Here is a 21,511-nt window from a genome sequence, read left to right as displayed (position 1 = left end):
GACAAACTAAATTTCTTATGATAATCTTCAGATAGCAAACTAAAAACCGCCCTTTTAAATTAGTCCAGTGAGACTAAGAAGGGGTAAGGTTACTGTTAATAAACATAACTTTGCCCTCCTTCTTACTGGCTATAGTAAGAAGGTTTTTTATTTAAAGGAGGAGTAGTCATGGTTGAGTTAAAGCGAAAGAAAGAATTAATTGATGCTACTGGTATCCGACGAGCTTTAACTAGAATTTCTCATGAGATTATTGAAAAGAATGAAGGACTAGAAGATATTGTAGTAATCGGAATTAGAACTCGGGGAGTTCCTTTAGCTAATCGGATTGCTAATAAATTAGCTGAGATTGAAGAGCAGGAAGTACCAAGTGGAAGTCTAGATATTACCCTTTATCGTGATGATTTAACTACTGTAGCTAACCAACCAATTGTACATAGAACAGAGATTCCTTTTGATATTACAGATAAAAAAGTCATTTTAGTAGATGATGTCTTATATACTGGTCGGACAGTCCGGGCTGGATTAGATGCTTTAATGGATTTAGGTCGGCCAGAAAGTATTCAGTTAGCTATTTTAGTTGATCGAGGCCACCGGGAATTACCGATTAGGGCTGATTTTGTTGGTAAGAATTTACCAACGTCTCAAGAAGAGGTTATCAGTGTTAATCTAAAAGAAATTGATGAAGCAGAGTCAGTTATTTTAAAAGAATATCAAGATTAACAAAGCCCTTTTAAGTTAGTCCTGTGAGGCTAAGAAGGGGAGTAGTGGTTAGTTATTATCCTAACTCCTTAGCCTGCGCAGGCTAAGGAGTTTTTTTATGGCTAGTTAGATTTATAATGAAATTAAATTTTAATAACCTAATAAATTAAGGAGGAAATGATAATGATCAAACAACGAATTGAAGAAAGCGATTTAGGATTCTCCAGTTTAGTAATTTTAGCTATCCAACATTTATTTGCTATGTTTGGGGCTACAGTCTTAGTCCCTAGTTTAACAGGTTTAAATCCTGGGGTGGCACTTTTTAGTTCAGGAGTTGGAACTTTATTATTCCATTTAATTACTAAAGGACAAGTGCCAGCTTACTTAGGTTCTTCCTTTGCTTTTATTGGGCCAATTATTGCTGCTAAAGAAAGTTATGGTCTGCCGGCAGCCTTATTAGGATGTTTAGTAGCAGGATTGATTTATATGACTTCGGCTTTTTTAATCAGTAAGATAGGTACTAATTTTATTGATGATTATTTACCACCAGTAGTAGTTGGCCCGGTAATTGTAACAATTGGTTTAGGTTTAGCACCTACAGCTAAAGATATGGCCATGAATCATCTTCCTACGGCTATTTTTACTTTAGCAGTGGCAATTGCTGTTAGCGTGTTAGGGCGAGGCTTATTAAAAGTGATTCCTATCTTAGTAGGTATTATTGCGGGATATTTATTTGCTTTAGCTAATGGGCTGGTAGATACTACTGCTATTATAGAAGCTAGTTGGTTTGCTATACCTGATTTTACTTCTGTATTTGCTTTGGATTCTATTAAAAATGGGATTTCAGCTATTACTTTGATTGCTCCAGTAGCAATTGTAACAATGGTAGAGCACTTAGGTGATGTCTTAGCTTTATCTAAAACAGTTGATGAAGATTTTATTGAGCAACCAGGATTACACAGAACTTTAATGGGGGATGGTGTAGCAACTGCTTTTGCCTCTCTAGTAGGTGGTCCACCGAATACGACTTATGGGGAAAATATAGGAGTTTTAGCTTTAACAGGAGTTCATAATCCGGTTATTGTAGAGTTGGCTGCTGTGATTGTATTAGCCATTAGCTTTATTGAGAAGATAGGAGCTTTAATTCAGACTATACCCGAAGCAGTAATGGGTGGGATTGTAATCTTACTATTTGGAATGATTGCTTCTATTGGGCTACGGACGTTAGTCGAGAATGAAGTTGACTTAAGTATTAATCGGAATTTAGTAATTGTCTCCACTATTTTAGTGATAGGTATCAGTGATATTCCTTTCACTATTGACTTTGTTCAGTTAACAGAGTTTTTACAATTAGCCAAGATAGATATAGTTAGTAGAATAGCCCAAGCAATTGATGTATTAAAGTTTCAAGGTATGGGATTAGCTGCAATGGTAGGTATTTTATTAAATATGTTATTACCTCAGCAGTCATAAATAAAATAATTTTATTATGCAACTCCTTGTCGTAAATTTCTACGGCAAGGAGTTTTTTTATGTCATAAATAACATTTTTTACTAATTTATTTTGATTTTTTGCAGGAATCTCTATTTTAAATATCTAATTAATAAAAAGAGATAAGGCTAGGTGGTGTTAATGTGAAAAAAATAATAAACAAATTATTAATTAATGTTTTATGGTTGATTTTATTAGCTGGGGTTGGTATAGTAATCCCTACAATCTTAAATCTTGATATTTATGATTGGATTAATAAATGTCCTTATTTTATTAAAATAGATAAATTTTATTTAGTTGAGTTTATATTGGAGGTAGGGGTTACATTTATTTGTTGGAATATTTTTTTATTATTGCTTCATACCTATCAAGCTAGTAAAAATAGTAAACAAATTTTTTTAGCAGTCAATTTTTTGTTTGCTGGAATAATCAATTTAAGTCATACAGTGTTAGTTTTTAGAAATTCCTATTTACAGTATTCTAGTAGTTCTCATCTATTTGCTTTAAGTACTCGCTTTATAGTAGTACTGGCTATTTTAATTAGTTGGTTGATCACTAAAGAGAAATTATCTAAATATTATTTTTCTTTAGTAAGTTTATTTAGTGGTATATACTTTATAAGTATAATTATGCTAGTACTTAATTTACAGGCTAACTATAGTGGAGTAATAAGGATTGTTAAATTATTATTAATTATTAGTATTATTTATGGTTTAAAGAAATTTATCAAACAACGAATAAAATCTGATCTATTATTAATTAATACTTGTATATTTTTAATTATTGGAGAAATTATTTTATTATTTAAAGTTGATATTTTTAGTTCTGCTTATTTTGTAGCCCATGTCTATAAAGTAACCGCTTTTATTTATTTGTTTAGAAAAATTTTCAATGAGGAAGTAACTAATGGGATTTTAGCTCAACAAGAAATTGAACTTAAAAATGTTAAACTAAATCATCAACAGGAGATGATTCAAGAGCTTAAAAGTCAACGACATGATTTTAAAAATGAATTACAAACTATTTATACTATGTTACAGTTAGATAAAACTAAAAAAGTTAAAAATTATGTTAAGGATATTCAAGTTGATTTAGATGAAACTAGAACTACTTTAAAGAATGAAGGGGGTGAATAATGATTACTGATAAATTGTATTTAGGAAAGAAATTTTATGTACAAGTAATTTTAATAACTATACTGTCTTATGTAGGATTTTATTTTATTTGTCAGAATGATCTAATATTTAATTTAAATTTACCAGCTTATTTAGTTGAAGTGATTTTAGAGTTAATAGTTAGTTTCATTTGTTGGAGTATAGTTGGGTTATTGTTATTAGTATATAAATATACTACAAAATTGAAAAATCTATTTATTGCTAGTTGTTTTTTATTCGCTGGAATAATGATTTTAAATCATAGTATTTTAGTATTCAATTATGAAGTTTTTGTGTATAATTCTAGTTCACATGTTTTTGCTGTCACTGCTATTATGTTAGTAGCCATTGGATTATATGTAATTAATAATAACAAGGAATATAATAATTATTTACTCTATTGTATTTTATTTAGTATAGGTTCAATTGTAATTATTATTTATCTAATGTTTAAAGTTTGGTCTGTTTTTCCTAAAATAACTTGGGTGATTAATTTTATATTAAAAATATTATTGTTTATTAATATTTTTAATAATAGATTTAAAGTAGAGGATAATAAAGAAAGATTATTATTAGTTAAGGGATTTATTTTTTTGTTGTTAGTTGAGTTATTATCTGTTATACAGATAAAAGTATTTGGAGTATTATATTTGATGATTCATTCATATAAAGTAATTGGTTTTAGTTATATTTTAATGAGTATCTTTAAACAGAAAATAACTAAAGGTATTTTAGCTCAACAGAAGTTAGAATTAAAACAGACTAAGGTACAATTAAAAAATGAAAAAATCAAGAGATTAAAGAGTCAAAGAGATGAATTTAAAGAACAATTAGAGACTATTTATACTATGTTACAGTTAGAAAAAGTAGAAGAAATAAAAGATTATATTAAACAGATACATAATAAATTAAATAATGTAACTGCTAAAGAAGAAAACAATGAATTATCAGTAGTTTTAACGCCTAAAAAGCAAGAAGCAGAAGCTAAAAATATAGAATTCAGTGCCCAAATTGATGCTCAAGTTAATAAGGTTAAAGTCACCCAAACTAAAGTATTAAAGATTTTATTTAATCTAGTGGATAATGCTATTGAAGCAGTTAGTACAGTATCTAAAGCTAAAAGAGAGGTAAAGGTAAAGTTAGTTGAGCAAAAAAATAGCATTGAATTGATTGTATATAATAGTGGGCCAATTATTCCAGAGGAAATGCAGAAGAATATTTTTACACCTGGTTATACTACCAAAGAAGATGGGAGTGGCTTTGGATTACATATAGTAGAAAATATAGTAAAAAAACATGGAGGTCAAATTGAATTTTATAGCCAAGAAGATTTTGGAACAGAGTTTATTTGTCAGTTTCCTAAAAAGTATTGACAGGATTATATAGATATGATAATCTTAGTTTAACTTAAAAGGAAAATGTAATGAATTTTTTTAAGTTAGTCCTGTGAGGCTAGTAAAGAATTCTGGGATATAGGATAACCAGCTCCTTCTTACTAGTCGTAGGAAGGTCTTTTTATATTATAAAAATTAAAATCCTTTAAACTAGTCCAGCGAGGCTAGCAAGGGTTGAATATAGTATACTTTAACTTTAGGTTATCTAGACCTAAGATATGGTATATAATTCTCGCCTCCCTTGTCGGCTTTGCTGGCAAGGGATGTTTTAGTTTTTTGATGAGTAATTTTTATTGGTAATTAAGTGAAAACTAATAATGTTGATATAAAGTGGCACTTTCGTGCCACAGCTATTAGCTATCTGCTATGTGCCGTGTGCTAATTCAAAATCAAAACCATTGATCTGATTCAAGCCCTTAAAACATAATAATTTTAAGGGGTTAGATTTTGAATTTAAAGGTTTTGAATTGGCTGATAGCACACAGCACACGACACACGACTGTGTCACCTGCGGTGACACAATATATCACTTAAGTTGTATTCTAAAGTTGGAGTATCAAGTAAAATAGGGGAGGGAATAAAGTGGGTTTAACCAGAAAGGATTTGTTAGGATTAGAAAAGGTAAGTGCTAAAGAGATAGAATCAATTTTAGATACAGCACAATCAATGACCGAAGTATTAACTAGGTCAATTAAAAAGGTGCCAACTTTAAGAGGCAAATTAGTTGTTAATTTCTTTTATGAACCTAGTACTAGGACTAAATCTTCTTTTAGCCTAGCTGCTAAAAGATTAAGTGCTGATGGGATGAGCTTATCTAAGTCAGGGAGTAGCTTACAAAAAGGAGAAAGTTTAGTTGATACAGCTAAGACTTTAAGAGCATTAGGGGCGGATGCTGTAGTAATGAGACATAGTATTCCAGGAGCAGCTAAGTTATTAGCCCAAACAGTTGATATTCCTGTCTTAAATGCTGGTGATGGAATGCATGAACATCCCACGCAAGCTTTATTGGATTTATATACAATTAGAGAAGAAAAAGAAGCTATTGCTAACCAAAAGGTAGCGATTATAGGAGATATTAAGCATAGTCGAGTAGCTAGATCAAATATTTGGGGCTTGAATAAATTAGGGGCTGAAGTGAGGTTAGTTGGCCCTAGTACATTAATGCCTGCTAATGTTGCCGAGATGGGGGCCCAAGTTTATACTGATTTAAAAGCAGGACTTAAAGATGTTGATGTAATTTATCTATTAAGAATGCAACGGGAACGCCAGGATAAAGGCTTCTTTCCTACTATTAGAGAGTATACTAAATTTTATGGTTTACGAAGAAGACATTTAGAGTTAGCTCAGGAAGATGCTTTAATTATGCATCCGGGACCAATTAATCGGGGGATTGAGATTTCAAGAGAACTAGCTTATAGTGATCAATCGGTAATAGAAGATCAAGTCTCTAATGGAGTAGCTATTAGAATGGCTTTATTATATTTATTAATAGAAGGAGGGTTAGAAAATGAATAAATTACTACTTAAAAATGGAGAAGTAGTTAATCCTATAACTAAAGAGAGAAGCCAACAAGATATTTTAATAGACCAAGGAAGTATAGTAGCAGTAGATAGTAATTTAACAGCCCAAGCAGATCAGGTAGTTGATTTGACAGGAAAAGTAGTTACTCCAGGTTTAATTGATCTGCATGTTCATTTAAGAGAGCCAGGTTTTGCTTATAAAGAAACAATTGCTTCTGGGACTAGAGCAGCTGCTAAAGGAGGCTTTACTACTGTAGCAGCTATGCCTAATACTGATCCAGTGATTGATAATCAATCTTTAGTTGAATCAGTATTAACTAAGGCTAAAAATAAAAGCTTAGTTAATATGTATCAGATTGGGGCAATTACTAAAGGAAGTCAAGGCCAGGAATTAGCTGAAATTGGGAGTATGCAACAAGCAGGAATAGTTGGTATTTCTGATGATGGTAGTGGAGTGATGAATGCTGAACTGATGCGATTAGCTTTCCAGTATGCCCAAGATTTTGATTTGCCAGTTATTTCTCACTGTGAAGATGAGAATTTAGCTGGAGAAGGAGTTGTTCACGAAGGGTATTATTCTACAGTAACAGGTTTAGAGCCGATTCCAGCTTCAGCCGAGGAAGTAATGGTTGCTAGAGATATCTGTTTAGCTGAAGAGACAGATAGTCAATTACATATTGCTCATATTAGTACACAAGGTGCTGTTGAATTAGTTAGACAGGCGAAACAGCGAGGAGTAAAAGTAACTTGTGAAGTCACTCCTCATCATTTTTCCTTAACTGATGCCCAAATCACTTCTTTTGATACTGCTACTAAAGTTAACCCGCCTTTAAGAAGTCAAGCAGATGTAGCAGCAGTTAAAGAAGGGCTCCAAGATGGAACGATTGATGCTATAGCTACTGACCATGCACCTCATGCTACTCAGGAAAAAGATGTAGAATATAATTTTGCTCCCTTTGGGATTTCTGGTTTAGAAACAGCTTTAGGATTAGTAATAACTGAGTTAGTAAAGCCAGGAGTTTTAAGTTTAACAGAAGCTATAGCTAAGTTAACTATTAATCCAGCTTTTATTTTGGGACTAGATAAGGGAAGGTTAGAAACTGGAGTAGAGGCTGATTTGACAGTTATAGATCCAGCTCAAAAGTGGCAAGTGAAAACGGAAGAATTTGTTTCTCAGGGCCCAAATACTCCCTTTGCTGGTCAGGAGCTACAGGGAAAAACAGTGCTGACCATTGTAGATGGAGAGATAGTCTATCAAGTTGAGAATTGATAGTAGACAGTGGATAGTTAAAACCAACTTCAAAAGCAAGTAATAAAGAACGAATAATAATGAAATGTAAGAGTGAAAGCAAGTGAAACATTATTGTCAATTCTAAATTAAAAAGTGTGGGGTGTAAAAATGAATTTTGCGGATCAATTAATAGATGAAGTACTAGCTAAACAAAGTCATGTTTGTGTTGGACTTGACCCTAGATTGAATAGAATTCCAGCTGAGATAAAAGAAAAAGCAGTTAAGCAGTATGGTAAGACACCAGAGGCTGTAGCAGAAGCTTTTTTAGACTTTAACCAAGGAATTATTGATGCCGTTAAAGATCATGTTCCAGTTGTTAAACCTCAAATGGCATTTTATGAACAGTATGGCTACCAAGGAGTAAAAGCTTTTGAAGAAACAGTAGCTTATGCTAAAGAACAGGGCTTGTTAGTAATTACTGATGCTAAACGAAATGATATCGGTTCAACTGCTAAGGCTTATGCTACTGGTTATTTAGAAGGGCCAACTGATTCCTTAACTGTTACTCCTTATCTAGGTGCAGATGGAATTAAACCTTTTCTAGATTATTGTCACCAGGATAAAGGAATTTTTATTTTAGTTAAAACTTCTAATCCTTCTGCTGCTGAACTGCAAGATTTAAAAGTAGAAGAGGGAGAGTTAGTTTATGAGAAGTTGGCTCAGTTAGTAGTAGAGTGGAGTAAGGGAACAATAGGAAATCAAGGATACAGTGCAGTAGGGGCTGTAGTAGGAGCAACTTATCCCCAGGAAGCTAAAAATTTAAGACAGTTAATGAAGCAAAATTATTTTCTAGTTCCTGGTTATGGAGCCCAAGGTGGAGGAGCAAAAGATGTTCTTCCTTGTTTTAATGAGGATGGTTTAGGAGCAATAGTTAATTCCTCACGTGGCATTAATTTTGCTTATCAAAATGATGATTATAGTGCTGACTATCAGCAAGCAGCTAAAGAAGCAGTAATTAAGATGAAAGAAGATATCAACAGTGCCTTAGAAAAAGCTGATAAGATAGCGTGGGAGTAATAATTGACAATTGATAATGTAGAATTGAGAATTAGTAAAAATAATAAAAACAAGAAAGATTTAGTTTTTAAGGTTTACTCAGACTCAAACTTAATCTAATTTTAATCATATTTTTGTTCTCTAATTGTCAATTATCAATTCTAAATTGTAAATTAAATACCTGGGAGGGATATAAATGCGACAAGCTAAATTGGTACTAGAAGATGGAACAGTTTTTACAGGGGTCAGTTTTGGAGCCCCCAAAGAGACTAGTGGAGAAATAGTCTTTAATACTTCAATGACAGGTTACCAAGAGATTTTAACAGATGCTTCTTATAAAGGTGAAATAGTAACAATGACTTATCCTTTGATTGGAAATTATGGGACTAATGAAGAAGATATTGAGTCTTATACTTCCCATGTTAATGGATTTATTGTTAAGGAGTTTTGTCAAGAACCTAGTAATTGGCGTTATCAAGATAAACTAGAAGAATATTTGCAAGAACATGATATTGTAGGACTTGCAGATATAGATACTAGAGCTTTAACTAAAAAGATTAGAATTGAAGGAACAATGAAAGGAATTATTACAGTTGAAGATAGAGCAAAGGAGGAATTGGTTACAGCAGCTAAAGAGGCTCCTGGATTATCTGGTAGAGATTTGGTAGGGGAAGTAACAACAGATGAAGTTTATAACCAAGGAGCAGAAAAGGAAGAATATAAAGTTGTATTAGTTGATTGTGGAGCTAAGAAGAATATAGTTCGTTCTTTAGTAGGGCGAGATTGTCAAGTGATAGTAGTCCCGGCTACTACTTCAGCTGAAAAAATCTTAGCTTATGATCCTGATGGGGTTATGATTTCTAATGGGCCAGGTGATCCCGAAGATGTTCCTTATGTAGTAGAGACAGCTAAAGAATTAATGGGCCAGAAGCCACTCTTTGGTATCTGTCTTGGTCATCAGATTATCGGACTAGCTTGTGGGGCAGCCACTTATAAATTAAAGTTTGGTCATCGAGGGGCTAATCATCCTGTCAAAAACTTAGCTACAGAGCGAGTATATATTACTTCTCAAAACCATGGGTTTGCTATTGAACCTGAGTCAATCCAAGACTTGGATTTAGAAGTAACTCATACAAATATTAATGATAATACTGTAGAAGGGATGAAACACAAAGAATATCCAGTCTTTTCTGTTCAGTACCACCCTGAAGCATCGCCAGGACCAGAAGATTCTCATCACTTATTTGATCAATTTATAGAACTGATGGATAATTCAATTGACGGTTAACAATGTACAATTTACAATTAAATTCAAAATAAAATAATAAAGGATTATAATTATTAAGATTATATATTTTGATATATGCTAATAGATTGTGTAATAATTGATTAGTAGTTTGTTTTATGTTTTTAATTCTCAATTGTCAATTCTAAATTGTAAATTATAATATTCAGGAGGTTATAATATGCCAAAGAGACAAGATTTAGATAAAGTAATGGTGATTGGATCAGGGCCAATTACTATTGGACAAGCAGCAGAGTTTGATTATTCAGGAAGCCAGGCTTGCCGGGCATTAGAGGAAGAAGGAATGGAAGTAGTACTAGTTAATAGTAATCCAGCGACAATTATGACTGATAGAAATATGGCCGATCGAGTTTATATTGAACCGTTAACTGTAGAATCAGTATCTCAGATTTTAGAACAAGAAAAGCCAGATGGTTTGTTACCTACTTTAGGAGGGCAGACCGGGCTTAATTTAGCAACAGACCTAGCTGAAGCAGGAATTTTAGAAGAATTAGGAATAGAATTATTAGGAACACCAATTGATACTATTCAACAAGCAGAAGATAGAGAGTCTTTTAAAGCGCTAATGGATGAAATTAATGAACCAGTTTTATCTAGTCGGATTACAGAAAATATAGTCGAAGCTAAGCAGATAGCTACCGAGATTGGGTATCCAGTTATTGTCCGTCCGGCTTATACAATGGGGGGCGCTGGAGGTGGTGTAGCTGAGACTCCAGATCAATTAGAAGAGATTGCTAATCGAGGTTTCAAGCATAGTTTGATTGGCCAAGTGTTAATTGAAAAAAGTATTAAAGGTTGGAAAGAGATTGAGTATGAGGTAATGCGTGATAGTAATAATAACTGTATTACAGTCTGTAATATGGAGAATTTTGATCCGGTAGGAGTGCATACTGGAGATAGTATTGTCTTTGCTCCTAGTCAGACTTTATCTGATAAAGAATATCAAATGTTACGTTCTTCAGCTTTGAAGATTATCAGAGCTTTAGGGATTGAAGGAGGTTGTAATGTCCAGTATGCTCTAGATCCAGATACCTTCCAGTATCAAGTGATTGAGGTTAATCCGCGAGTGAGTCGTTCTAGTGCATTAGCTTCTAAGGCAACAGGATATCCAATAGCTCAAGTATCAGCTAGAATTGCTTTAGGATATACACTAGATGAAATTGAAAATGCAATTACTAAAGAGACTAAAGCTTGTTTTGAACCGGCCTTAGATTATGTAGTAGCAAAGATTCCGCGGTGGCCTTTTGATAAGTTCCATTATGCTGACCGGGAATTAGGAACCCAAATGAAGGCTACTGGAGAAGTAATGTCTATCGATCGGACGATTGAAACATCATTATTAAAAGCAGTCCGTTCTTTAGAGATTGGAGTTTATGGCTTTAAACACGAAGATATAGAGAATATGTCAGAGGAAGAAATTGAAGAACAACTAGAATGGCCTACAGACCAAAGATTATTTGTCATAGCAGAAGCTTTACGAAGAGGTTATACAATAGAAGATATTTATGAGATTACAGAGATTACTACTTTCTTCCTGCATAAAATTAAACGAATTATTGATTATGAACAAAGATTAGAAGAAGAAGAGTTAACACCTGAATTATTAACCGAAGTTAAAGAATTAGGATTTGCTGACCAAGAGATTGCCCAGTTAACTGATAAACAAGAAACAGAAATCAAAAGTTTAAGGACAACCAAAGATATTAAACCAGTTTATAAGATGGTTGATACTTGTGCAGCTGAATTCGAAGCTAAGACTCCTTATTATTATTCATCTTATGGTCGAACTAATGAATCGGCTACTACTGGCCAAGATAAAGTAATGGTTTTAGGTTCAGGGCCAATTAGAATTGGGCAAGGAATTGAATTTGATTATTGTAGTGTTCATTCCGTCTGGGCTTTAGACGAAGTAGGTTATGAATCAGTCATTGTTAATAATAATCCTGAAACAGTAAGTACAGATTTTGATACTTCTGATAAATTATATTTCGAACCACTAACTAAAGAAGATGTAATGCATATTGTAGAACAGGAACAACCAGAAGGAGTTATTGTCCAGTTTGGAGGCCAGACCTCAGTGAATCTAGCTAAGCCTTTGGCTAAGGCAGGGGTTAATATCTTAGGCACAAGTGTAGAAGCAATTGATTTAGCAGAGGATAGAGATAAGTTTATTAATTTACTGCAGGATTTAGATATCCCAGCTCCAGTGGGCGATGTAGCTGCTTCTCAACAAGAAGCACGAGAAATAGCTGAAAAGATTGGTTATCCAGTCTTAGTAAGACCATCATATGTGCTAGGTGGTAGAGCAATGGAAGTTGTTTATAATCCAGAAGAATTATTTAATTATATGGAGACAGCAGTTAAAGTCTCTCCTGAACAGCCAATCCTAGTTGATAAATATATGGTAGGAACAGAAATTGAGATAGATGCTATTTCTGATGGAGAAGATGTAATTATTCCAGGGATTATGGAACATGTAGAACGAGCTGGAGTTCACTCTGGTGATAGTATAGCAGTTTATCCCGCTCAGAATTTATCAGCAGAGTTAGAAGCTAAAATTGAAGAGTATACTACTAAATTAGTTAGGTCTATGGATGTTAAGGGCTTAGTTAATATCCAGTGTGTGATCCATGATAATCAGGTTTATGTTATTGAAGTCAATCCGAGATCAAGTAGAACTATTCCTTATTTAAGTAAAGTAACTGGAGTACCGATGGTTAAATTAGCTACGAAGGCAATGTTAGGTACTAAATTAGAAGATATGGATTATCCAACTGGATTGGTACCACAACAAGATCACGTAGCAGTTAAAGTACCAGTTTTCTCTTTCTCTAAATTAACCAAAGTTGATACTAACTTGGGACCGGAAATGAAATCAACTGGTGAAGTATTAGGGGTCGATGAAGATTATGAAAAAGCTCTGTATAAAGGTTTTGTAGGAGCAGGGATGGATATTCCAGCCGAAGGAACTATCTTAGCTACAGTAGCAGATAAAGATAAAGCAGAGGCTATTCCGTATATTAAAGAGTTTGCTCAGTTAGGATTTAATATTGTAGCTACTAAAGGAACTGCTCAAGCACTGCGAGAAGAAGGATTAGAAGTAGAAGAAACTAAGAAGCTATCAGAAGGCTCCCCAAATGTAATAGATTTAATTAAGGAAGATCAGATTGATTTAGTAGTTAATACTTTAACTAAAGGTAAAGTGCCAGCTAGAGATGGATTCCAAATTAGAAGAAATTCTGTAGAGATGGGGATTCCTTGTTTAACTTCCTTAGATACAACAGAAGCAATCTTACATGTACTCCAAGAAATGAAATCGGGAGTTGAAATTACAGCTAAAGCTTTACAAGATTACGTGTAAATAAGCTGTGAGCTATGAGTCGTGAGCTTTGAGTTTAAAACTCAAGGCTCATTGCTCAAGACTCACGACTATAAAAGAAAGGGTGTTAACATGCCACAACGAGTAATTAGAGAGATTATTGCCCAGGAAAGAATCTGTCCTGATCATTATAAACTGGTGATTAATGCTCCTCAAGTTGCTAAAGAAGCTCAGCCAGGCCAATTTATCCATTTAAAAAGAGCTAACTTGGAAAATCAAACTGATCCTTTATTAAGAAGACCAATTAGTTTTAATCAAATTGATCAAGACCAAGGAACGATAACGATTGTTTATCGAGTAGTAGGCCGCGGGACGAAATTATTAGCTAATTTAGAAGCTAACGATAAACTGGATTTAATGGGGCCGTTAGGAACAGGATTTGAGATTTCTGAAGGTAATGAGATTGCTGTAGTAGGCGGCGGAATGGGGATTGCTCCTTTGTTGCCGCTAGTAAATAAATTAGTAGCAGCTGATAAAGAGGTAACAGTCTTACTAGGAGCTAATCAACAAGAGCAAGTCTTAAATTTACAAAAGTATCAACAGTTAGATGTAGATTTAAAAGTAGCTACAATGGATAATAGTTTTGGTTATCAAGGTTTTGTAACAGATTTATTAGCTGATATTAATGTAGATTATGTGTATACTTGTGGGCCTGAGGTAATGATGAACAAGGTCCAAGAGTGGGCCCACCAAGAAAATATAGCCGGCCAAGCTTCTTTAGAAGAAAGAATGGGCTGTGGAACAGGAGCTTGTTTATCCTGTGTTTGTAAGATCAAAGTAGGAACTGAAGATGATTGGCAGTACCGAAAAACTTGTACCGCAGGGCCCATTTTCCCTTTGACTGAGGTGATTTTTGATGAGTAAGGTAAATTTAGAGGTTGACCTAAATGGACTTAAATTCCACAATCCAGTAACTACTGCCTCGGGAACCTTTGGCTTTGGAAAAGAGTATCAAGATTATGTGGATTTAGATAAATTAGGTGGAGTCATGGTTAAAGGGACTACTTTAAATCCTAAAGAAGGTAATCCCACGCCACGAATTGCTGAAACAAAGGCTGGGATGTTAAATGCTATTGGACTCCAAAATCCAGGGGTAGATTACTTTTTAGAAGAAACTTTACCCCAGATTAAAGATTATCAGTTTAAAACGATTGTTAATATTTCTGGTAATACTGTTGCTGATTATGCTCAATTAGCTAGTAGATTAGATCAGGCTGCAGTAGCTGCTTTAGAGATTAATATCTCCTGTCCTAATGTGAAGAAAGGTGGTTTAGCCTTTGGAACACAACCTGAAATGGCTGCTGGAGTAGTTAAGGCGGTGCGCGAGGAGACAGACTTGCCGTTAATTACTAAATTATCTCCTAATGTAGCTGATATAACTGAAATAGCTAGAGCAGTAGAAGAGGCGGGAACTGATATTATTTCTTTAATTAATACTTTATTGGGGATGAAGATTGATATTAATACCCAACAACCTATTTTAGCTAATAAAATGGGAGGTTTATCAGGACCAGCTATCAAGCCAGTAGCAGTGAGAATGGTTTATCAAGTTGCTCAAGCTGTAGATGTGCCTTTGATTGGGATGGGCGGGATTAGTACTGCTCAAGATGCTATTGAATTTTTATTAGCAGGAGCTACTGCTATTTCAATTGGGACAGCTAATTTCGTGAATCCCGAAGTAACACTGGAAGTGTTAGCAGGAATAGAAGAGTATTTAGTAGAGCATGGTTATGATGATGTTAATGATATAGTGGGGCAAGCAATTGAGAGTTGAGAATTGATAATTGACAATTAATAATTAAAATCAAAAGTTATCAAAAGATTTCAAGGGTAGAACAATTAATGCTTTCTACGGTTAAAAAGTTATTAGAGATAGCAAAGAATATTAGTCTATATATTACTTGCTTATCTCAATCGTGATTCGCACCCCAAGAGTATTTCCTCATTTTATTCGGGGCACTGATTGTTCTAATCAAACCAAAACCAAAGCAATCTTTTTTAATTACTAGGTAAGAGTTTCACAACGACATTTGAATTTTTTAGTAACGAATCTTAGCGAACTGGAGTAAAAATAAGGCTCGAATTATCTAATTTGCAGAATATTAAATTAGATTAGCCTTATTTTTAAGCAGTGAGCTCTAGATGAGTTTAAAAAATTCAGGGAGTGAGAAAACTTTTGTCTAGTAAACTATAAAAGTTATACTTTATATCAATTAAGTTTCATTTAATGTTAAAAATCTATTAGCAACTATTAATTTTAAATTGTAAATTAATATAAAAATGGAGGGATAATTATGAAGAAAGAAAGAGTAATTGAAATTTTTAAGAAGACTGGAGTATTACAGGAAGGACACTTTAAATTAAGTTCAGGATTACATAGCAGTCAGTATTTACAGTGTGCTCAAGTTTTACAGCATCCTGTTTATGCCCAAGAATTAGCAGCTGCTTTAGCTGATAAATTTGTTGATATAGAGTTTGATGTGGTTGTTGGCCCGGCTATGGGAGGAGTTACTTTATCTTATGCAGTAGGTCTTGCTTTGGAAAAAAAGACAATCTTTACTGAACGAGTAGAGGGGGCGATGGCTCTCCGGAGAGGTTTTCAGTTGAAACCTGATGATCAAGTACTAGTGATTGATGATGTACTAACAACTGGGACATCTGTTGATGAAGTTATTGAAGTACTAGATGCTAATGATGCTCAGTTAGCTGGAGTAGGAGTCTTAGTTGATCGGAGTGGAGGAAAAGTTGATTTTGGTGTACCTATTAAAGCAATGCTGGAGGTAGAGGTAGAGGCTTATCAACCAGAGGAATGTCCTATGTGTGAAGAGGATCAAGGTTTTGATCAGCCAGGGAGTCGTTACTTAAAGAATTAATAGCTAAAAAAATAAAACCTATTAATTAATCAGCTAGCCTGTAAAGGCTAGTTTTTTTATTAATTATAATTTCTTTAAAAGTAGCTATTATATGATATAATTATAGTGATTAGTGTTTTAACTTGTTTAGAGAGGTTAAATGGAGGGGAAAAGATTGGTTACTGATACTCAAGTTTCTTTATTTGATATGGTGATGTGTTTATCGGATGCTTTAGATTTAGTTAATCCGGTAGTTACAGGGCATCATAAACGAGTCGCTTATATTGCATCTAGTATAGCAGAAGAAATGGAATTGTCTAATGAACAAAAGAAAGATATTTTAATTGCTGGTGCTTTGCATGATGTAGGGGTTTTATCTCTAGAGCATGATGTTAGCGATCTATTTTTTGATTTTAATATTTTTTATGATACAGGTGATCATGCTCAATTAGGTTATCAGTTATTACATAAATTTTCTCCTTTTGGTCAGATTGCAAAAATAATTCGTGATCATCATAAGCGTTGGGATGAAGTTACTGATCAATCACAGCTAGCAATAGGAAGCCAGATTTTGCATTTAGCAGATAGAGTTGATGTATTAACTGATCAGGAAGCAGAAATTTTAGGTCAAAGAGATAATATAAGAGCTCAAATAAAAGATAAATCAGGTACTGTTTTTGCCCCAGAAGTAGTCACTGCTTTTTTAAAGTTGATTAATCGAGAAGCATTTTGGTTTGATATAAGTTCCCAGGAAATGTATTGGATCTTAAAGAATAAAGACTATGGGGTTACTGTTGATTTAAATCTGAAGCTGTTATTAAAATTATCGAGATTATTTGGACAAATTATAGATTTCAGAAGTCAGTTTACTGCTACCCATTCTAGTGGGGTAGCGGCTAGTGCTGAAATATTAAGTGAATTAATTGGCTTTTCTGCCGACCATTCTACTCTAATTAAGACTGCTGGTAATCTACATGATTTAGGTAAATTGGCTATTCCTGCTGATATAATTAATAAAGAGGGTAAATTGACCCAGGAAGAGTTTAATATTGTTAAGCAACATCCTTTTTATACTTATCAAATTTTATCTAGAGTTAATGGCTTAGGAGAGATTATAAATTGGGCAGCTTTTCATCATGAGCAGTTAGATGGTAATGGTTATCCCTTTGCTTTAGCAGCTGATCAATTATCTTTAGAAGCAAGGGTCATGGCTGTAGCTGATGTATTTACTGCTATTACAGAAGATCGTCCTTATCGGGTAGGTATGAGTCAAGCAGAAGCAATTAAAGTGTTGACTAATATGGTGGATAATGAAGCTTTAGATGGAGAAGTAGTAGATGTGTTAATAACAAATTATGGTCAGGTAAATAAAGTTCGTAATTTGGTTCAAACTAAAGAAAATAAAGAATATAATCAGTTGAAGGTAAGTTCTTAAGTTTGTTTGTGCTATAAACACATATTTTTTGTTAGTTAAAAACATAATAATAAGGTGATTATGGAAAAAAGAAGGAATTAAAGGCTTTAGCAAGAAATTATAAATAATTAGCTAGTTACATATTATAGACTAGTTATTTCTTACAAAGAGGTGATGTTATGCAGCAGTTTGTATATACGAATGAAGGAAAAGTTTTATTGCGAGAAGCTAAGGAAAGTGATATTCCAAAGATTTATGATATGTATCAGGATTATTATCCAGAGTCCTGGTGGCAGAGTGAAGAGTTAAATGATCTACGGTATGAGATAATCAAGGAAGCAAATGGTAAAGTTTTTGTAGCTGTTTTAAATGAGGAAGTGATTGGTCATGCTGAAACAGTTTTACCAACAGATAAAGAAAGACCAGTTTATCTAGTTAGATTGGATATTCATGATGACTATAGGCGGCGAAAATTTGGAATAGAGTTAGTCCGTTATTCAGCAATTATTATGAAGGACCTTGGTTACGAAGGATATGTTACTTGGCCTGATGTGGATAAATCAAAGGGCTTATTTAAAAAAGTTGGTCTGAAAGAATTAACTAGAGACCCTCAATTAGAGGTTACAATTACTGACCAGAGATCAGTTGAGGTAGAGAAGATAACAGAATTATCTTTTGCTGATCGTCCTAGTGAGTTAGAAGTGGCAGTTGGTTGCCCGTGGGGTAGAGAATATAATTGGAAGAAAGTTTTTCGGGCTTGCCAAGAGGAAGTCTTAGATTATCAAGGACCTTTTATTCACCAAGTAGAAACGCAAGGGGTAACAGGAGTAGTTTTATTAGATGGAGTTAGCTTACAGATTTATTTACCTGCTGATAAGCAAGAAGATGTAGATTTGATTACGGAATTAATAGCTTATGGTTCTAATTTAGCTTTGGAGCAAGGTATTGAAGAGTTACGGATTAATTTACGAACAGATTTATGGGCTGCAATGGATATGTCAGATATTTGGGAAGTCGAAGATAATCAGGAACGATTAGAAATGAAGATGGATTTTTAGATTAAATTGGGGCCTTGTTAGTTGGCCCCAATTTAGTTATTCTTTTTTTAATTCTTCAATTAATTCTTTATCTGGGGTAGCATACAGAGTTGATTCCTGTTTATAATAGACCAATCCTGGTTTACCTCCTGGAGCTTTAGCAACGTATTTGACTTGAGTGTAATCGACTGGTACATTACTTGATTTACGACCTTTACTATAAAAGGCAGCAATATGTGCTGCTTCAAATAATGTTTCTTCTGGGATTTCCTTTCCTGTATGATTTCTGATAATTACATGAGAGCCTGGTAGATCTTTTACATGAACCCAGGTGTCTTGGTTATTAGCTATCCTGTGGGTTAATTTATCATTTTGTTTGTTATTTCTGCCGACTAGAATTTGATAATCATCTGAAGATGTAAATTTTAAAGGAGGTAATTTTTTGTCTTGTTTATCATCATTATTACCAGTTTGTTGTTTGATATATCCTCCTTCAATTAATTCTTCTTCGATTTTTCTTAATTCAGCTAAAGATTCTGCCTGTTCTATATTATGTTTTACTTGTTTTAAATAATCTAGCTCAATATCAGTCTTTTTAACTTCTCTTTTCAGATATTTAACACTGCTTTTAGCTTTTTCGTATTTATCAAAGTAACGTTGAGCATTTTCCGCTGGAGTTAATTCAGGATCCAGTTCAATAGTAATTTCTTGGTTATTCTCGTCATAGTAATTTTCTAGGGTAACTTTCTTGTGCCCTTGTTCTAAGCGGTAAATATTAGCAGTGATTAATTCACCTTTGAGTTGGTGTTTATCTGCATTTTTAGCTCCTTTAAGTTGGCCTTTGACTCTACGGTATTTTTTTTCTGCCTTGTTTAAATTATCAGTGACTACTTTTGTCATTTTTTTAGTTAGTTTACTTATTTTACGGCGGGTGATGCGGTTAGTAAAGTAGTAATCGAGTAATTTATTAATAGATGAAAAACTTTCTGTAGGTAATTGAAACTGTTGTAAGTCAAATGGTTTATATTCTTTAAAGTTATCATCTGTATCTAAGACTAAGGTATGATTAAATTCATTATTTTGGACTCTAGTAAATAAATTATTAAAGGCTGGCCACAAATTATTTATTTCCTGGGGATTGGTTAATTGTTGATCAGTTGCAAATCCAGCCCGACAGGTGATTTCTTGGCCCATAGTTGGCCCGATACCGCGGTAGTTATCCATAATAGCTTTATACATTGGCTCTTCTAATTTAGTAGTTAATAATTCTTTAAATTCTTCTGAATTAGTAGTTAAAGGATTGACTTTTCCTTGTTCAGGAGGTGGGGAATACTCTTTACCAGGTAATAATTCTCGGTAGCGACTAATTTTTTTAGTAACTCGTTTAATACAATCTAGAATCTGCTTATCAGGTTTGGTTAAAATAATATTACTGTGTCTCCCCATTAATTCCACTACCAGCTTTTTATCTATTAGTGTTCCTTCGTTATTCTTAAACTGGATAACAATTTCTAAAATTCTTTCGAAGTCTGGTTGCTTTATTTCCTTAATTCTACCACTATGTAGATGTTTTCTTAATAACATACAAAAAGCAGGTGGCTTATAAGGATTATCAAAGTCTTGTTCTGTGATATAGATTCTAGGATTTTGGGGATTAGCTGAAATTAATAGTTTGATATTTTCTCCAGGCTGTCTAATTCTAATAGTTAATAAATTATCTTTAGGTTGATAGATTTTATCAATTCGACCGCCAATTAATTTATTCTTTAGCTCTGTTTTGATTGCTGCTATGGTAATACCATCTAAAGCCATGTTAACAACTCCCTATTATTAGTAATTAGTACGTATATATAATGTAACATTTTATAGCGTTGATTTCAATCACGTGAGATGATTTATAGTTTATTGTTGCATTTTTACTAGTGAATTATTTATAATGTATATTATAAAGGTATATAATAGTTTCACTAATATAAGTATAATAGATTTTAAATAGTAAAAAATCAAGTAGGTAGGTGATAAATATGGGGCGTTTGAATACGTTTAAACAAATTATTAATAGTATTAAGTTAGCAGCAGATTATTTAAAAGACCCACAAGCCTCAATGGGAAAGAAGGTATTATTAATTTTTCCTCTAATTTATATTATAACCCCTTTTGATTTAGTTAGCGATTTTATTCCTTTATTAGGTTGGTTAGATGATACAATAATTGGATTAGTTGTTTGGAAGTATGTTTTTTCTTCTTTAAACAGTTATCAATCTAAGAATGATGAACACCAAGAGCAAGAGGAAGAAGCGGAGGAAGATGCTGATTATACATTAGAAGATGATGAATATGATATAGAGTAATAAGTTATGTAGTATAGGTTAATTGAATATATATTAAGTAGGTGGTTATAGTGGATAAGAAATGGAAAAAGGTGCAGGAAAAAATCATATATAGTCAAGGTTTTGTGCAGTTGAAAGAAGAATTATGTAATCATACACAGAAAGAAATTCAACATCGTTTTTTTAGAATGGAGTTTTTGGATTGGGTCAATATTGTACCGATTACTGCCCAAAATGAGGTAGTATTAGTTAACCAGTATCGTTTTGGAACTGAAGAAGTTACTTTAGAAGTACCTGGAGGGACTTTAGATGAGGGAGAGAATCAACCTTCTTTAGCAGGACAAAGGGAATTACTAGAAGAGACAGGTTATCAAGCTGAAGAAATTATTTCTTTAGGTCAAGTAGCTGTCAATCCAGCTATCCAGAATAATTACTGTCATTTTTATTTGGCGCCTGAGGTTACTAAAATTCAAGAGCAAAATTTGGATGCAACTGAAGATATTAGTCTTGAGTTGATTCCTATAGAAGAAGTGTCTTCTCTACTCCAGGCTGGAGAAATAGAACATTCTTTATCAGTATTAGCTTTATTGTATGCGCAAAGTTATTTAGGTGTTTGAGCTAAGAATATAGTATTTAGAGGTTAGTA

The 21,511-nt window shown here is 33.5% G+C and carries 17 protein-coding genes; 16 read left to right on the top strand and 1 reads right to left on the bottom strand.

The window, feature by feature from the left end:
* Positions 1 to 168: 168 nt before the first annotated feature.
* From pyrR to ACYQ3D_RS08535, 14 genes are all read left to right on the top strand, one after another.
* Positions 169 to 720, top strand: coding sequence for a bifunctional pyr operon transcriptional regulator/uracil phosphoribosyltransferase PyrR (gene pyrR, locus ACYQ3D_RS08600; RefSeq protein WP_459837832.1), 552 nt, complete (start codon positions 169 to 171; stop codon positions 718 to 720).
* Positions 721 to 876: 156 nt separating this feature from the next.
* The gene (locus ACYQ3D_RS08595) at positions 877 to 2,172 is read left to right on the top strand and encodes a uracil-xanthine permease family protein (protein WP_459837830.1); all 1,296 of its coding nucleotides are present in this window, start codon (positions 877 to 879) and stop codon (positions 2,170 to 2,172) included.
* Between the two features lie 162 nt (positions 2,173 to 2,334).
* A complete protein-coding gene (locus ACYQ3D_RS08590) occupies positions 2,335 to 3,327 on the top strand; it encodes an MASE3 domain-containing protein (protein ID WP_459837829.1) in 993 nt (330 codons plus the stop codon).
* On the top strand, positions 3,327 to 4,718 hold the full coding sequence (locus ACYQ3D_RS08585; protein ID WP_459837827.1) for a sensor histidine kinase: 1,392 nt from the start codon (positions 3,327 to 3,329) through the stop codon (positions 4,716 to 4,718). The genes ACYQ3D_RS08590 and ACYQ3D_RS08585 overlap by 1 nt, the downstream gene beginning before the upstream one ends.
* A 603-nt stretch (positions 4,719 to 5,321) precedes the next feature.
* Complete coding sequence (locus ACYQ3D_RS08580) at positions 5,322 to 6,254, top strand: aspartate carbamoyltransferase catalytic subunit (RefSeq protein ID WP_459837825.1); 933 nt, start codon at positions 5,322 to 5,324, stop codon at positions 6,252 to 6,254.
* The gene (locus tag ACYQ3D_RS08575) at positions 6,247 to 7,530 is read left to right on the top strand and encodes a dihydroorotase (protein ID WP_459837824.1); all 1,284 of its coding nucleotides are present in this window, start codon (positions 6,247 to 6,249) and stop codon (positions 7,528 to 7,530) included. Before ACYQ3D_RS08580 ends, ACYQ3D_RS08575 begins: the two co-directional genes overlap by 8 nt.
* Before the next feature lie 129 nt (positions 7,531 to 7,659).
* Positions 7,660 to 8,568 (top strand): orotidine-5'-phosphate decarboxylase, encoded by a 909-nt coding sequence (gene pyrF / locus ACYQ3D_RS08570; RefSeq protein WP_459837822.1) that lies wholly within the window; start codon positions 7,660 to 7,662, stop codon positions 8,566 to 8,568.
* A 175-nt stretch (positions 8,569 to 8,743) separates the two neighbouring features.
* Positions 8,744 to 9,835: a glutamine-hydrolyzing carbamoyl-phosphate synthase small subunit gene (gene carA, locus ACYQ3D_RS08565; protein ID WP_459837821.1), complete on the top strand. Its 1,092-nt coding sequence runs from the start codon at positions 8,744 to 8,746 to the stop codon at positions 9,833 to 9,835.
* 178 nt (positions 9,836 to 10,013) lie between these two features.
* Entirely contained in the window at positions 10,014 to 13,214 is a 3,201-nt protein-coding gene (gene carB / locus ACYQ3D_RS08560) for a carbamoyl-phosphate synthase large subunit (protein WP_459837819.1), read from the top strand.
* Between the two features lie 90 nt (positions 13,215 to 13,304).
* The gene (locus tag ACYQ3D_RS08555; protein WP_459837818.1) at positions 13,305 to 14,096 is read left to right on the top strand and encodes a dihydroorotate dehydrogenase electron transfer subunit; all 792 of its coding nucleotides are present in this window, start codon (positions 13,305 to 13,307) and stop codon (positions 14,094 to 14,096) included.
* On the top strand, positions 14,089 to 15,006 hold the full coding sequence (locus ACYQ3D_RS08550) for a dihydroorotate dehydrogenase (RefSeq protein ID WP_459837816.1): 918 nt from the start codon (positions 14,089 to 14,091) through the stop codon (positions 15,004 to 15,006). The genes ACYQ3D_RS08555 and ACYQ3D_RS08550 overlap by 8 nt, the downstream gene beginning before the upstream one ends.
* 520 nt (positions 15,007 to 15,526) lie before the next feature.
* Positions 15,527 to 16,105 (top strand): orotate phosphoribosyltransferase, encoded by a 579-nt coding sequence (gene pyrE / locus ACYQ3D_RS08545; RefSeq protein ID WP_459837815.1) that lies wholly within the window; start codon positions 15,527 to 15,529, stop codon positions 16,103 to 16,105.
* A 154-nt stretch (positions 16,106 to 16,259) separates the two neighbouring features.
* Positions 16,260 to 17,519, top strand: coding sequence for an HD domain-containing phosphohydrolase (locus ACYQ3D_RS08540; protein WP_459837814.1), 1,260 nt, complete (start codon positions 16,260 to 16,262; stop codon positions 17,517 to 17,519).
* Between the two features lie 158 nt (positions 17,520 to 17,677).
* The gene (locus ACYQ3D_RS08535) at positions 17,678 to 18,556 is read left to right on the top strand and encodes a GNAT family N-acetyltransferase (protein WP_459837813.1); all 879 of its coding nucleotides are present in this window, start codon (positions 17,678 to 17,680) and stop codon (positions 18,554 to 18,556) included.
* Positions 18,557 to 18,592: 36 nt separating this feature from the next.
* Here the strand turns inward: ACYQ3D_RS08535 and ACYQ3D_RS08530 are convergent, their stop codons facing one another.
* On the bottom strand, positions 18,593 to 20,347 hold the full coding sequence (locus ACYQ3D_RS08530) for an Rqc2 family fibronectin-binding protein (protein ID WP_459837811.1): 1,755 nt from the start codon (positions 20,345 to 20,347) through the stop codon (positions 18,593 to 18,595).
* 212 nt (positions 20,348 to 20,559) lie between these two features.
* On the opposite strand from ACYQ3D_RS08530, the gene ACYQ3D_RS08525 reads away from it, so the two are divergent.
* Both ACYQ3D_RS08525 and ACYQ3D_RS08520 read left to right on the top strand, forming a co-directional pair.
* Entirely contained in the window at positions 20,560 to 20,886 is a 327-nt protein-coding gene (locus ACYQ3D_RS08525; protein WP_459837809.1) for a YkvA family protein, read from the top strand.
* A gap of 50 nt (positions 20,887 to 20,936) precedes the next feature.
* Complete coding sequence (locus tag ACYQ3D_RS08520; protein WP_459837807.1) at positions 20,937 to 21,482, top strand: NUDIX hydrolase; 546 nt, start codon at positions 20,937 to 20,939, stop codon at positions 21,480 to 21,482.
* The last annotated feature ends 29 nt before the right edge of the window (positions 21,483 to 21,511 follow it).

This window comes from Halanaerobaculum tunisiense, assembly GCF_054657635.1.
The sequence above is the reverse complement of the archived record's forward strand: the minus strand, read 5'-3'. Positions and strand labels throughout refer to the sequence as shown.